At 69.2% G+C, this 13831-nt stretch carries 12 protein-coding genes and 2 pseudogenes; 5 read left to right on the plus strand and 9 right to left on the minus strand.

The features are described from left to right. Positions 1-448: 448 nt before the first annotated feature. From ndk to PSS76_RS17215, 8 genes are all read right to left on the minus strand, one after another. Entirely contained in the window at positions 449-868 is a 420-nt protein-coding gene (gene ndk / locus PSS76_RS17180; protein WP_005512256.1) for a nucleoside-diphosphate kinase, read from the minus strand. Between the two features lie 18 nt (positions 869-886). After that, complete coding sequence (locus PSS76_RS17185) at positions 887-1288, minus strand: DUF4233 domain-containing protein (RefSeq protein ID WP_005512255.1); 402 nt, start codon at positions 1286-1288, stop codon at positions 887-889. Next, entirely contained in the window at positions 1285-2715 is a 1431-nt protein-coding gene (folC, locus tag PSS76_RS17190; RefSeq protein WP_013416503.1) for a bifunctional tetrahydrofolate synthase/dihydrofolate synthase, read from the minus strand. The genes PSS76_RS17185 and folC overlap by 4 nt, the downstream gene beginning before the upstream one ends. Further along, entirely contained in the window at positions 2712-5372 is a 2661-nt protein-coding gene (locus tag PSS76_RS17195) for a valine--tRNA ligase (protein ID WP_337456381.1), read from the minus strand. The genes folC and PSS76_RS17195 overlap by 4 nt, the downstream gene beginning before the upstream one ends. A 152-nt stretch (positions 5373-5524) precedes the next feature. Beyond that, entirely contained in the window at positions 5525-6136 is a 612-nt protein-coding gene (locus tag PSS76_RS17200) for a membrane protein (RefSeq protein ID WP_013416504.1), read from the minus strand. Positions 6137-6272: 136 nt separating this feature from the next. Continuing rightward, the gene (locus tag PSS76_RS17205; protein WP_337456382.1) at positions 6273-8312 is read right to left on the minus strand and encodes a S9 family peptidase; all 2040 of its coding nucleotides are present in this window, start codon (positions 8310-8312) and stop codon (positions 6273-6275) included. 36 nt (positions 8313-8348) lie between these two features. Further along, positions 8349-8951, minus strand: a complete 603-nt coding sequence (locus tag PSS76_RS17210; protein ID WP_005512244.1) for a GNAT family N-acetyltransferase — start codon at positions 8949-8951, stop codon at positions 8349-8351. A 22-nt stretch (positions 8952-8973) separates the two neighbouring features. After that, on the minus strand, positions 8974-9987 hold the full coding sequence (locus tag PSS76_RS17215) for an iron-siderophore ABC transporter substrate-binding protein (RefSeq protein WP_013416507.1): 1014 nt from the start codon (positions 9985-9987) through the stop codon (positions 8974-8976). 139 nt (positions 9988-10126) lie between these two features. Here PSS76_RS17215 and PSS76_RS17220 point away from each other — a divergent pair. The 3 genes and pseudogenes from PSS76_RS17220 to PSS76_RS17230 all read left to right on the plus strand — a co-directional run. After that, positions 10127-10384: pseudogene (locus PSS76_RS17220) on the plus strand (hypothetical protein); the annotation flags it as partial. Further along, positions 10385-11209, plus strand: a complete 825-nt coding sequence (gene fdhD / locus PSS76_RS17225) for a formate dehydrogenase accessory sulfurtransferase FdhD (RefSeq protein ID WP_013416509.1) — start codon at positions 10385-10387, stop codon at positions 11207-11209. An 81-nt stretch (positions 11210-11290) separates the two neighbouring features. Continuing rightward, positions 11291-11749: a 3-oxoacyl-ACP synthase gene (locus PSS76_RS17230; protein WP_084987072.1), complete on the plus strand. Its 459-nt coding sequence runs from the start codon at positions 11291-11293 to the stop codon at positions 11747-11749. Here PSS76_RS17230 and PSS76_RS17235 read toward each other — a convergent pair. Beyond that, entirely contained in the window at positions 11746-12924 is a 1179-nt protein-coding gene (locus PSS76_RS17235) for an alpha/beta hydrolase family protein (protein ID WP_337456383.1), read from the minus strand. The genes PSS76_RS17230 and PSS76_RS17235 overlap by 4 nt on opposite strands. Before the next feature lie 94 nt (positions 12925-13018). Here PSS76_RS17235 and PSS76_RS17240 point away from each other — a divergent pair, with 94 nt between their 5' ends. Next, the gene (locus tag PSS76_RS17240; protein ID WP_005512234.1) at positions 13019-13654 is read left to right on the plus strand and encodes a TetR/AcrR family transcriptional regulator; all 636 of its coding nucleotides are present in this window, start codon (positions 13019-13021) and stop codon (positions 13652-13654) included. 18 nt (positions 13655-13672) lie between these two features. Further along, positions 13673-13822, plus strand: a pseudogene (locus PSS76_RS17245) (MarR family transcriptional regulator); the annotation flags it as partial. Positions 13823-13831: the final 9 nt, after the last annotated feature.

Here is a 13831-nt window from a genome sequence, read left to right on the forward strand (position 1 = left end):
CTCGAGCCCCCGGGCGCGTCCATCCGTCTGTCTGTCGAATGTGACGCGGCCGCGCGGGGGCGATGGTTGTGTACTCGTACCTCGGGCACGAGATTGTCTGGTCTCGCTCCACGTACTCCACAGTGTCCGTTATCACTGCAGAATCGCGCGGTGCCTGGCTGGATGGCGGCGATCCACGGCGCATGCGCCTGACCGATCACGGCCCGAGCGCCTGCTCATCCAGCGTGCCTCACGTGACAGGGATTACCTGTACTGATGTGGCAGCGATGACGGGCTTCGTTCCGTGGGTGTCATCCGGCCGAATCCGCGTGGAACCAAATTGCGGTCCGGCCTCCCCCAGTATCCCACACGGCAGCGGTTTGTCCGCCCAGCGGCGCACCGATAGGTGCCGAAACGAAGGGACGCTCCGCGGGCACGAAAGCCCGGGAGCGTCCTGAGGTAGAGGGTGTCAGACCCGTGCGAGCTGCGGAAACCAGAGCGCGATCTCCCGCTCGGCGGATTCCACGGAGTCGGATCCGTGGACCAGATTCTGTCCGCCGTCCAGCGCGAGATCGGCACGAATTGTGCCGGGAACAGCCTTCTCGACGGGGTCGGTGCCGCCGGCGATCTGGCGGAACGCCGCGATCGCCCGCGGACCTTCGAGAACCGCCGCCACGAGCGGACCCGAGGTGATGAACTCGAGCAGCCCCGGGTAGAAGGGCTTGCCCTCGTGCTCGGCGTAGTGCGTGGCGGCCACGTCGTTCGGCGCGGTCCGCATCTCCATCGCCGCAATGGTCAGGCCCTTGCGTTCGATGCGGGAGAGGATCTCGCCGACGTAGCCGCGGGCCACGCCGTCGGGCTTGATCAGTACCAGGGTGCGCTCAGTCACGGCGAACAGCCTAGACGGTCAGTCTCGTTGTCCCGGCAGCAGACCCCGCGCGATGCGCTCGGAGATGTCCTTGCGCAGGTACACGATGTACAGCCAGACCGCGCCGAAGAGCACACCGATCACACCGAGCGAGATGTCGATGAAGAAGCCGAGGATCGTCGCAACCTGCAGCGTCAGGTTGAACTTCATCGCCCACGGCTTCCCCTGTACGCCCGCGCCCAGGATCATGAGCAGTGCCAGCACGCAGATGTAGAGGCCCGAGGCCCACGTCAGGCCCGTCGAGTTCACGACCGCCACGACCGGCAGCGCCAGCAGCACGACGATGGCCTCGAGGATGAGGGTCCCGGCCATCACGCCGCGGAACCCCTTCCACGGATCGTTCACCGGGGCACGGAACTCGGGTTCCGGGTTGTCGCTCACGCGGGGTCCTTTCCGAACAGGGATCGGGCGACGCCGGCGGTCACGACGGACCCGGTGACGACGACACCCGCTCCCGATACTGCCTCACCTGGTTCGGCGACCTCCTCGGCCAACCCGATCGCGGTCTCGAGGGCGTCCGGCAGGGTGGACGCCACCACGACACGTTCGTCGCCGAACCGCGCGACTGCACGGTTGGCGAGATCCTCGACATCCATCGCGCGCGGCGACCCGTTGTGAGTCACGACGATCTCGTCGAACACCGGCTCGAGGGCCGACAGGATCCCGTCGACGTCCTTGTCACCCATGACGCTCACGACGCCGACGAGCTTGCGGAAGTCGAACTCCGCCGACAAGGCGGCCGCGAGTGCCTGTGCGCCGTGCGGATTGTGCGCGGCGTCCAGGAACACCGTCGGGGCGTTACGGACCCGCTCGAGCCGTCCGGGATTGACTACCGACGCGAAGCCCGCGCGGATCGCGTCCGCGTCGAGCTGCCGGTCCGGGCCGGCACCGAAGAACGCCTCCACCGCGGCGAGGGCGAGCGACGCATTGCGCGCCTGGTGCTCGCCGTGCAGCGGCAGGAAGATGTCCTCGTACACGCCGCCGAGTCCCTGCAGCTCGAGTTGCTGGCCGCCGATCGCGATCTGTCGGCGCAGAACCCGGAACTCGGATCCCTCGCGGGCTACGGCCGCGTCGACCTCGACGGCCCGCCGCAGCAGTACGTCCATGACCTCGGGGGCCTGCTCGGCGATGATGGCGACGGTGTCGACCGGCGCGACACCCTCGACGCCGCTCTCGCGGCCCTTCTTGATGATTCCGGCCTTCTCCCCCGCGATCGACGCGAGATCGGGGCCGAGGTAGTCCATGTGGTCCAGGCCGATCGGGGTGATCACCGCGACCTGCGCGTCGATGACGTTGGTCGCATCCCACTTGCCACCCAGCCCGGTCTCGACGACCGCGACGTCCACGGGCGCCTCGGCGAAGGCCGCGTACGCCATCGCGGTGGTGACCTCGAACTTGCTCATCGCGGGGCCGCCGGCAGCCTCGGACTGCTGGTCGATCATCCGGATGTACGGCTCGATCTCCCGGTAGGTGTCGACATAGGTGCGGACCGAGATCGGGGACCCGTCGATGCTGATCCGTTCCGTCGCCAGCTGCAGGTGCGGGCTGGTGGTCCGGCCGGTCCGACGATGCAGGTGCGTCATCAGCGCGTCGATCATCCGCGTCACCGACGTCTTGCCGTTGGTGCCGGCGACGTGGATGGCCGGATAGCTGTGCTGCGGCGAGCCGAGCAGGTCCATCAGCGCGGAGATCCGGGTCAGCGACGGCTCGATCTTGGTCTCGGGCCACCGCTGGTCCAGCTCAGCCTCGACGAGCGCGAGTTCGGCGAGGTCGACCGGGTCGGGTGCGCCCGGACGTTCGGTACTCACGCTCCGCCCAGCTCCTTCAGACGTGCCGACATGCGTGCGATCTCCTCCTGGGCCACCTGCCGGCGGGCGCGGATCTTGTCGACGACCGCGTCGGGCGCCTTGGCGAGGAACGCTTCGTTCGACAGCTTGGCAGTGGTGCCGGCGAGCTCCTTCTCGGCGACCGCGAGGTCCTTCTCGAGACGCTTCTTCTCCGCCCCGAGATCCACGGCGCCCGACGTGTCCAGCTCGACGGTGACGGTGGCCTTGCTCAGTCGCACCTCGACGGACGCGGTGGCCGCGAACGTCTCGGTGGGCTCGGTCAGCTTCGCGAGGAACGCGACCGACGCCAGCTGCGACTCGATGTCGGCCTCGGCGGCACCGGTCAGGCGCGCGGCCACCTTCTGCGACGGCTTGAGTCCCTGGTCGCTGCGGAAGCGGCGCACCTCGGTGACGAGACGCTGCATGTCCTCGACCCGCTGCGCGGCAACGGGATCCGTCGCGATGCCGGTCGCGACCGGCCAGTCGGCGACGACCACGGACTCGCCGCCGGTGAGCACCTTCCAGAGCGTCTCGGTGACGAACGGGATCACCGGGTGCAGCATCCGCAGCAGCGTGTCGAGGACGTTGCCCAGCACGGCCTTCGTACCGTCGGCGTACACGCTGCCCTCGGCGAGCTGCGGCTTGGCGAGTTCGAGGTACCAGTCGCACACCTCGTCCCACGCGAAGTGGTAGAGCGCCTCGCAGGCCTTGGAGAACTCGAACTTCTCGAACGCCTCGTCGACCTCGCCGCGGACCTGCTCGAGCCGGTCGAGGATCCAGCGGTCGGCGTCGGTGAGCGCGTCGCGGGCCGGCAGGTCGGCAACGACCGCACCGTTCATGAGCGCGAACTTGGTGGCGTTGAACAGCTTGTTCGCGAAGTTGCGCGACGACTGCGCGTGGTCCTCGCCGACGGCCAGGTCGCTGCCCGGGTTCGCACCGCGGGCCAGCGTGAAGCGCAGCGCGTCGGCGCCGAAGCGGTCCACCCAGTCGAGCGGGTCGATGCCGTTGCCGCGCGACTTCGACATCTTCTTGCCGAACTGGTCGCGCACCAGGCCGTGCAGGAACAGGTCCTTGAACGGGACCTTGCCGCCCTGCACCGCGTCGTCGCCGGCGACGTACGTGCCGAACATCATCATCCGGGCCACCCAGAAGAACAGGATGTCGTAGCCGGTGACGAGAACGCTTGTCGGATAGAACTTCTCGATCTCGGCGGTCTTCTCGGGCCAGCCCATCGTGGAGAACGGCCACAGCCCGGACGAGAACCAGGTGTCGAGGACGTCGGGGTCCTGCTCCCAACCCTCGGGTGCGGTCTCGTCCGGGCCGAAGCACTGCACCTCACCGTTCGGGCCGTACCAGATCGGGATGCGGTGGCCCCACCACAGCTGACGCGAGATGCACCAGTCGTGCATGTTGTCGACCCACGCGAACCAGCGAGGCTCCTGGCTGGCCGGGTGGATGACGGTGTCGCCGCCACGGACCGCGTCGCCCGCGGCTTTGGCCAGCGCGTCGACCTTGACCCACCACTGCATCGACAGCCGCGGTTCGATGGTCTCCCCGGAGCGCTCGGAGTGTCCGACGCTGTGCACGTACGGACGCTTCTCGGCGACGACGCGGCCCTGCTCGGCGAGGGCCTCGCGCACCTTGACGCGGGCCTCGAAGCGGTCCATGCCGTCGAACTGCGTTCCGGTGTCGGCGATCTTGCCGGTCTTGTCCATGATGGTGGGCATCGGCAGGTTGTGCCGCAGGCCCATCTCGAAGTCGTTGGGGTCGTGCGCCGGGGTGATCTTCACGGCGCCCGTGCCGAACGCGGGATCGACGTAGTCGTCCGCGATGATCGGAATCTGCCGACCCGTGAACGGGTGCTCGAGCGTGGTGCCGATCAGGTCCTTGTAGCGCTCGTCGTCGGGGTGGACGGCGACCGCGGTGTCACCGAGCATCGTCTCGACGCGGGTGGTGGCGACGACGACGTGCGGCTCGTCGTCGCTGAGGGAGCCGTAGCGCAGCGAGACGAGCTCACCCTCGACCTCCTCGAACTTCACCTCGATGTCGGAGATCGCGGTCTGCAGCACCGGCGACCAGTTGACCAGCCGCTCGGCGCGGTAGATCAGGCCGTCGTCGTAGAGGCGCTTGAAGATCGTCTGGACGGCGCGGGAGAGCCCCTCGTCCATGGTGAACCGGTCGCGGCTCCAGTCGACGCCGTCGCCGATGCGCCGCATCTGGCCCTGGATCGTGCCGCCGGACTCGCGCTTCCAGTCCCACACCTTCTCGATGAAGGCCTCGCGGCCGAAGTCTTCCTTCTTCTTACCGTCCGCGGCGAGCTGCTTCTCGACGATGGTCTGCGTCGCGATACCGGCGTGGTCCATGCCGGGCAGCCACAGCACCTCGAACCCCTGCATCCGCTTGCGGCGGCACAGCGCGTCCATCAGGGTGTGGTCGAGGGCGTGTCCCATGTGCAGCGAGCCGGTCACGTTCGGCGGGGGAAGCACGATCGAGTAGCCGGGCTTGTCGCTCGTCGCGTCGGCAGTGAAGTAACCGGCGTCCACCCAGCCCTGATACAAGTCGGCCTCTACCGCGCTGGGGTCCCAGCTCTTGGGGAGGGCGTCTGCGGGGTTCTGGGGAGTCTCTGGCGCACTGGTCACCCCCCAATCGTAATCAGTGACGGCGAATCGCCCGGACCCGGCTCGTCACCCCCGCCACCGCCCCCGCCACCCCTCGCCCCTCCCCCTCGCGTTTCGCGCACTTGTCGCGCGATTTCGGGGATCGCAAGCGCGACAAGTGCGCAAAACGCGGATCAGAAGCGCTGGACGAACGCGTACCAGTCCCCCTCGATGTGCCGATACCCGATGTCCCCGTCGCGGCGGGGCTCGCCGAGGTAGGGCCGCTCACCCGGCAAATAGGCGACACCCACGAAGTCGACCAGCCCGCCCTCGACAGTGAACCGGCACCCGCGATCTCCGACGCGTTGGACCGAATGCACCCGGTACACACCGATCCGTTGGGATCGGACATCGGCAGCGTCGGCCGGATCCGCGCACGCGACCGCGGCCCGCTGCAGGTCGTCCTTCGAAACCCACCACCCGAATCGCCCCGGCAACTCGGCGGCCGCCAGCCCGACGGTGACCAGCACGATGACCGGCGCGACGAGCGTGACGCCGCGCCAGCCGTAGCGGATCGAACCGAACACGACCGCGGCCAGCCACACGACGCCGACGATGATCAGGGCTCCCCATGCCAGCACGTACAGCGGGTAGAACACGACGGGCGGCACCAAGCTCCACAGCACGACCAGACATGCCGCAGCGGCCAGGAGTGGAATCACCAAGCCGACCGTCAGACGCCACCACAGCGACGCCGGCCGCCGGGCAGGCTTCCCCTCACCGACCTCCGGACGCGTGTCGTCCATCCCCCCACATCCCCTCGCGTTTTGCGCACTTGTCGCGACATGCCGATAGCCAAAAGTAGCGATAAGTGCGCAAAACGCGGGGAAGGTGGGGCGCGGGGGGCGGGGTGCGGGGCGGGCCCGGGGGGCGGAGAGTCGGTCAGCCGAGAACGTCGGGGAGCGGGACGTCCTCCTCGAGGACGTGCTCGGCGAGGAAGGACTCGACCACCTGGTACCAGACCTTGGCGTGCTGGGGGCTGAGCACCCAGTGGTTCTCGTCGGGGAAGTAGAGGAAGCGGTGGTCGGTCTTGCCCTCGGCGTCCGCCGGCAGCCCCGATTCGGACAGCAGCTCGTACCAGAGGCGCAATCCCTCGCCGATCGGCACGCGGTAGTCCTTGTCGCCGTGGATCACCAGCATCGGGGTGACGATGTCGGCGACTGCCAGGTGCGGCGAGTTCTCGAACGCCATCTCGGGGGTCATCTCGCGGGCCCAGTACCAGGCGGCGTCGGTGGTGGGGGCGAACTGGTCGAGCGCCCACAGGCTCGCGTGCGTGACGATCGCCTGGAACCGGTCGGTGTGCCCGGCGATCCAGTTGGCCATGTAGCCGCCGAAGGAGCCGCCCATCGCGGCGGTGCGCTTCGCGTCGATCTCGGGCAGCACGACGGCCGCGTCGGTGATCGCCATCAGATCGGTGAACGGCGCCTTGCCCCACTGACCCCAGCCGCGCTGGACGAAATCCTGACCGTAGCCCGTCGACAACGCCGGATCGGGCAGCAGCACCGCGTAGCCCTTCGCCACCAGCAGCCACGGGTTCCATCGCCACGACCATGTGTTCCACGAGTTCAACGGTCCGCCGTGCACCCACAGCACGAGCGGCGCCGGCGCGTCGGCCGACGCGGACTCCGGTAGGGCCAGCCACGCGCGCAGCGGAGTGCCGTCGTCGGCCTGGCCGACGACCTCGGTGAGCCGCCCCGGCAGCCGCGGCGGCTCCGACGGGGCACGTAGTTCCGTGACGGTGCCCGCGTCGACCCCGGTGAGGGCGATCCGGACCGGGTGCGGTGGGCGCGCGTACGACGCCCGCAGCGCGTACACCGCCGAGCCGTCCGGGGCGACTTGCAGATCGGAGTAGGCGGCGTCGTCGGTGGTCAACGGCGCCGGGCTGCCGTCGCCGCGCAGCACGAAGACGGGGCCGCGGCCTCGCTCGTCGGCGGTGAGCAGCACACCAGCGGAGTCCGGGAGCCACACGGCCGAGGTGGGCCAGCGATCCCAGCCCGACGCGAGGTCCACGACGCGGGCGTCCTCGAAGTCGAAGCGGTGCAGCGTGATCCGCGGCGCCTGTTCGGCATCGCCGTACGACTCACGCAGGTACACGACGCTCGAAGCGTCGGGCGAGATCACCGGCCGCGACAGGTCCGCGCCGTCGTCGTCGACGATCGTGGTCCGCTCCCCCGTCGCCGCATCGATGCGCACCAGCACGGTGCGCATCGAGCCGAGAACGCCCGGCAGCGACCACGTGCTCACGACGAACGAGCCGTCGGGAGCCAGGTCGTAGTCGGCCTCGCGCAGCGCGATGCCGGGGGTCGGGGTGAGGTCGTCGAGCGAGATCTCGCCGTCGACGTCCGTCGTCCCGGCGAGCAGGTGCGGGACGTCCGGACCGAGGTCGTGATCCCAGTGCCGGACCGGGTATCCGGTGTGCAGGATCGCCTTGACCTTCTTGTCCTTGCGCTCGCCGCGGATCCGCTCGTCGTCCTCGACGGTGGCAGCCAGCGCGGACGTGGACATCACCACGCGCGGGGCCGAGCGTGCCGCGCGGACACCGGAGATTCCGCCGCCGCGGCAGGCCACACGGGATGCCTCACCGCCGTCGGCCGGAAGCCGCCACAACCCATTCGGTGCGTCGTCCGCCGCGCCGGGTACAGGCCGCGACGCCGTGAAAAGCAGGTCGCCGGTGCTGGTGAACGCCGCGCCCCCTTCGCCCTCGACTCCCCAGGTGATCCTGCGGGCGGACCGGTCACCGGCGGGGTCGATCTCCCACAGCGCCGACACGTACTTGGTCTCGTCGGCGTCGAGGACCGCCTGCGAGACCACGAGACGCGAGCCGTCCGGGGCCAACACCAGTCCGGACAGCCGGGCCAGTGCCAGATAGTCGTCGAGGTCGTCGAACGGTGTGCCGAGCGGGGTCTGCGGGGTGGAGGTCACCCCTGATTGGTACCACTGATCGGTACGCCACCGAAGTCAGCGTGGATCGCGCCACATCTTCCACAGCGTCGGACCGCCGTTCGGGATCACGATCTCGCCGGTGACCTCGAACCCGAATCGTTCGTAGTACGGGATGTTGGCGTGCTTACTGGACTCGAGATAGGCCGGGGCCCCCTCGGCGTCACAACGCGACAACCGGGAGTTGAGCAGCGCCTTGCCGTAGCCGCCGCCGCGCCCGGCCGACGACGTCCCGATCGTCGACAGGTACCAGTGCGGCGCGGTGGGGTGGGCGGACTCGAGCGCATGCGAGACCTCGGCGCCGACGCGGAGCTTGCCACCGAGGGCGCGGACGACGGCGGGCAGGCTGCGCAGCGAATCGAAACTCGACTGCTTCCATCGGCCCGGCGGATCCCAGAGCGCGCCCCCGACGATCGTGCCGTCGGGCGTCTCCGCCAGTTCCGCTCCGCCCCCGGCGAGGTGGTGGTAGCGGGTCTCCGCCGCGAACAGACGCGCCATCCCGGTGGGACGTTTCGCGTCGTTCGGGAACATCCAGCACATGACGGGGTCGTCGTCGAACGCTTCCGCGAGAGCGCGCGACAGCGCCGGAATGTCTGCTCGGGTCACTGGCCTCACGCCCATGACCGCGAGAGTACCGGCTGGTTCAGGCGAACAGGGGCGCGATGCGCGGCGGGATCTGGTCCAGCGCGTACGGCAGGCTCACCACGGTCGACCAGGCCATCGCCTCGGCCGCCTCGTCCTCGAGCACGATCGTCCGACCGTCCTTGACGACGTCGAGGGTCTGGTAGACGGGTGTCTTCGCCAGCTCGGCCCGCAGGTCGTCACCGAAGCCGCCGCCCGCGTACCAGACGAGCAGGTCGACGTCCGCGAGGGAGAGCTGCTCGGTGCTGATCTCCGCGAAATTGGTCTTGCGGACCTGTTCCGCGACAGGCGGATTCACGAAGCCGAGCTCGGTGAAGAAACGGACCTTGGGATCCTCGGGCCCGTACACACCGAACTGGCCGGGACCCTTGAGTGCGCCGACGAGAACCGTCTTGCCCGCGAACGACGGGTTGGCCGCGGCCACGTCGGTGAAGCGCTGCTGCACACCCGCCACCAGTTCGGCGGCCCGATCCTGCTTGCCGAGCGCCTCGCCGAGGATCGTGGTCTGGTCCTGCCAACGCACGCCGTAGTCGGCGACGCCCGCGGGCTGTGCGACGGTCGGCGCGAGCGCGGACAGCTTGTCGTACTGCCCCTGGGTCAGTCCGGAGTACGTGCCCACGATGAGATCCGGTGCGGCGGCCGCGACCTTCTCGACGTCGATACCGGTGCTCGCGCTGCCGATGATCGCCGGCTGGGCGTCGCCGAGCAGCGGCTGCGACCACGGCCACACCCCGTACGGATAATTGCCGTACCAGTCGAAGACGCCGACGGGAACCGCGCCGAGCGCGAGCAACGCGTCCTGGTCGTTGTAGCCGACGCTGACGATCCGCTGCGGGTTCTCCGGCACCGTCGTGCGGCCGTACTTGTGGGTGATCGTCGCACCGGAGGCCCCGCCGGAACCACCGTCGCCGGACCCGCTGCTGCACGCGGCGGCGAACGCGAGAAGCGCGCCGGAGCTGCCGATCAGGAATCCTCGGCGCGAGATTGCGCCGGCTCGCGACTGGAGATCACCCATCGAAGGACCCTTCGTGTCGTGGTGGTGCATGCAGGAGAAGGTAAGGCTAGCCGACACTACCTGGTGGTTCGGTGCGTCGGATCGTGCGGACCCGACCGAATCGGGCCACTATGGGGTCATGACGCGCACGGGGCCCCGGGAGGACATCGCCGAGATGGGGCTCCACAACGGGCCACCGGTGGACCTGGTGCCGGAGTGGGCGACCGCCGACGGCACCGTCGAGGAACGGCGGGTCCACGATTTCCGGGTGGTCGAGTACCGCACCCCCCGTGGCAACGCCGCCGCCTACTACTCGAAGACCAATCCCCTCGCCCCACTCGACCACGTGGCGGTGAAGTCGAACACTTCGGCGTCGAAAGCCGTTGTCGTGCCTCTCGAACCGAACGGAGGTCGCTAGGTGGGCCGGGTCACCGCACGCCGACCGGTCCTGCGCATCACGCCGGACGGCACCCGCCGTCGGCCGGACGCCCTCGCGGTCGAGGAGCCGCTCGAGATCCGTCTCGGCGGGCGGTCGCTCACCGTCACGATGCGCACCCCGGGCCACGACGTCGAACTGGTCCACGGGTTCCTGCTGACGGAGGGGATCATCGCGTCACCCGAGGACGTGCGAGTCGTCCGCTACTGCGACGGGGTCGACGCGGACGGCGCCAACACCTACAACGTCCTCGACGTCGAACTGGCCGCCGAGGTGCCCGACCCGGGCAACCGCGGGCGGCGCGAGTTCCTCACCACGTCCGCGTGCGGGGTGTGCGGCAAGGCGTCGCTCGACGAGGTCGCGGTGCGGAGTCGGTACCCGTTGTCCGACAACGCGCTCGAGGTCACCGCGACCGCGCTGGCGTCGATGCCGCCCACCCTGCGCAAGGGCCAGCGCGTGTTCGAGGCGACCGGCGGCCTCCACGCGGCCGGGGTGTTCACCGCCGACGGCGCGCTGCTCGCCCTCCGCGAGGACGTCGGGCGCCACAATGCGGTCGACAAGGTGCTCGGCTGGGCGCTCACCGCAGGCCGCGTCCCGGCGTCCGACACCGTCCTCGTCGTCAGCGGACGCGCGTCGTTCGAACTGGCGCAGAAGGCCGCGATGGCCGGAATCCCGGTCCTCGCCGCGGTTTCGGCACCGTCGTCGCTGGCCGTCGACCTGGCCCGAGACCGCGGGATGACCCTCGTCGGCTTCTTGCGCGGAGAGAGCATGAACGTCTACTCGGGCGAGCAGCGGATCAAGATCTGACACCCGTTCGCCCACTCGCGCGGGGCGCGGCGTGCCACAGTGGAGACCACGCGGGTCGGGCGAACGGGAGGGCGTCACGGCATGGCCGGAGGACGGAAACGGCACTTCGCAGGGGCCGCCGCGGCGGGTGCACTCGCGGTGGCCGGGACATTCGGTGCAGCGCCGGCCGCGGCGACGGTGACCGGGCAGGGCGACGTGCGCACCTTCGGGAACTCGATCCTCGTGACGATGCTGAACATCGACTCCACCACCGACGCACCGGCGCGGTGCGCGACCGTCGTCTTCGACACCGCCGGCCGACCCGTGATCACCGATCTGCAGGAGATCTACGACGGTGGACTCGGCATCTGGTGGACCACGATGCCCACCGAGACACTCCATCTCGCGGGGCAGTACACGGGCAGCGCCGATTACCGCGTCACCACCGAGTGCCGGGACGACGACGGTGTCGTGCGACTGGCCGACACCGTCGTCACCCTGCCCGAGGGCGAACTCGTCGGGAACCCACCCCGGTACTCGGAACTGTTCGGGCCGTTCTAGCAGAGGCCGGCCGGCTTCTCCCCCGCCTGCAAGGCGCCGAAGAACTGTTCGGCATCGTCGAACGACTGCGGCACGGCGGACCGGTGATCGGCACCCTCGTACGTCTTGTAGGCGACCTCGGAACCGTTGCTGCACAACGTCTCGACCACTGCCCGGCTGCCCGGTTCCGCGATGAGGGTGTCGGCGGTGCCCTGCAGCACCAGCGTCGGAACCGTGAGCCTCAGCTGTCCGAGCGACTGCTTCTTCAGGTACGTCACGAGCTTGTCGATGTCGGCGCCCGGCGCGAACGCCTTGTCGACCGGCACCGAACCGATCACGTTCCGGATCTGACCGACGCACCCGGTACGCGCCGCGGTGATCAGCACCTGCGACTCCGGCGTGACGTACGAATCCGCCACGATCGACGGATCCGCAGCCTCGGCACCCAGCAGGATCAGCGGCAGGAAGGCCAGTGCCGGGGCCACCGCGGGGTCACCGGACGCCAGGTACTGCGGCGTCGCACTCGTCTCGTTGCCCGGGGCGATCGCGACCGCGCCTCGCAGATCGAGTTCGGGTGCACGCTCGCTCCCCTGAGCCGCGGTGAACAGGGTGGCGTGCCCGCCCTGGCTGTGCCCCATCGCGTACCACTGATTGCTGATCGAGTCGTCGATCTCCCGGCTGGCGCGGACGATGTCGACCACCGCGTTCGCCTCCGTGCCACCGTCCATGTAGGGGTGGCCGCCGGGGGTGCCCATGCCGACGTAGTCGGTCTGCACTACGACATAGCCGTCGGCGACGTACCTGTCGAGAACCGTGTCGACGCCACCCAGGTAGTCGTGCGCCGGACCGTCGGTGGTGTCGTTCGACGGCGCGCAGATGTCGGAGACACCGGTGGTGCCGTGTGCCCAGCTGAGCACCGGCCAACCGCCGTCGGGCGCCGGGCTGCGGGGTATCGACACCGTTCCCGACACGACCACCGGGTCGCCCTGCGCATTCTGCGACACGTATGTGATCAGTTCACTGCGGCCGGCGCTGGGGAGCACCGGCGCACCGCGCAACTCCTGGACCGAAAGCAGTTGCCCGGGTTCGAGAGCTGCATGGGACTCGTCGGACTTACCGTCGCTGCTGCATCCGGCAGCGACCAGCGCCACCGTCGTTGCAGCAACCGTGAAGAGGCCGGCACGACGGGCGCGCACGCCCCCGTTCCTCGACAGCGGATTCACGAACACCTCCAAATTAAGAAATCTTTCTTAGCCCGAAGAAGATAACCCATTCAGTACTCTTGCCGCTATGAACTCGAACGGTCGCGACACGATCCTTCTCGTCGCCGAGCGCCTCATCGCCGAACGCGGACTGCACGGAGTCTCCGCCCGCGAGATCGTGAGAACGGCCGGCCAGCGGAACAACTCGGCCATCACCTACCACTTCGGATCGTGGGACGGCCTGCTCGAATCGGTGTGGCTCGAACACATCGGCACCGTCAACGAGCTGCGCGCCCGCATGCTCGACGAGATCCCCGACGACGCCGCCGATCGCCTCGACCGGCTGGTCGCCGCCTACGTCCATCCGTTCGTCGCGGAGATCTCCGCCCACAAGCCGTCCTACTGGGCGCGCTTCAACGAGCAGTGGTTGACCGGAGTCCACATGGACTTCGTCGACCGGCCCACCACCCTGCTCCCGGAGGACGCCCGCTACCCGCGCATCCAGGGCATGGACCTGCTCAAGGGGCTCTTCGCCCGTATCGGTGCGGAACTGGCACACCTCGACCCCGAGGCCCGGACCCGCAGGGTCGCGACGACGGCCCGGTTCGTCGTGTCCGCCCTCGCTACGTGGGAGCGGGAATCGACCACGGGCATCGCACCCGATCTCGACGCTTTCGAGAAGGAGCTGACGGCACTGGCGCTCGCGCTTCTGCTCGCACCCTGACACGGCAGAGGGGCCCGGGTGCCGATGGCACCCGGGCATGTCGCCACCGTTCAGGCGCTGGTCTTCGAGGGCTTGGACAACAAGCAGGTCATGTAGCTGTCGACCCTGGGCAAGGCACTCGTCGATCAGCTCGACCGGGGCATCGCGGCCGGCACCGGCAAGGCCTAGCCGCATGGC

This window comes from Prescottella sp. D32, assembly GCF_037287305.1.
In the GTDB taxonomy this organism is placed as follows: domain Bacteria; phylum Actinomycetota; class Actinomycetes; order Mycobacteriales; family Mycobacteriaceae; genus Prescottella; species Prescottella equi.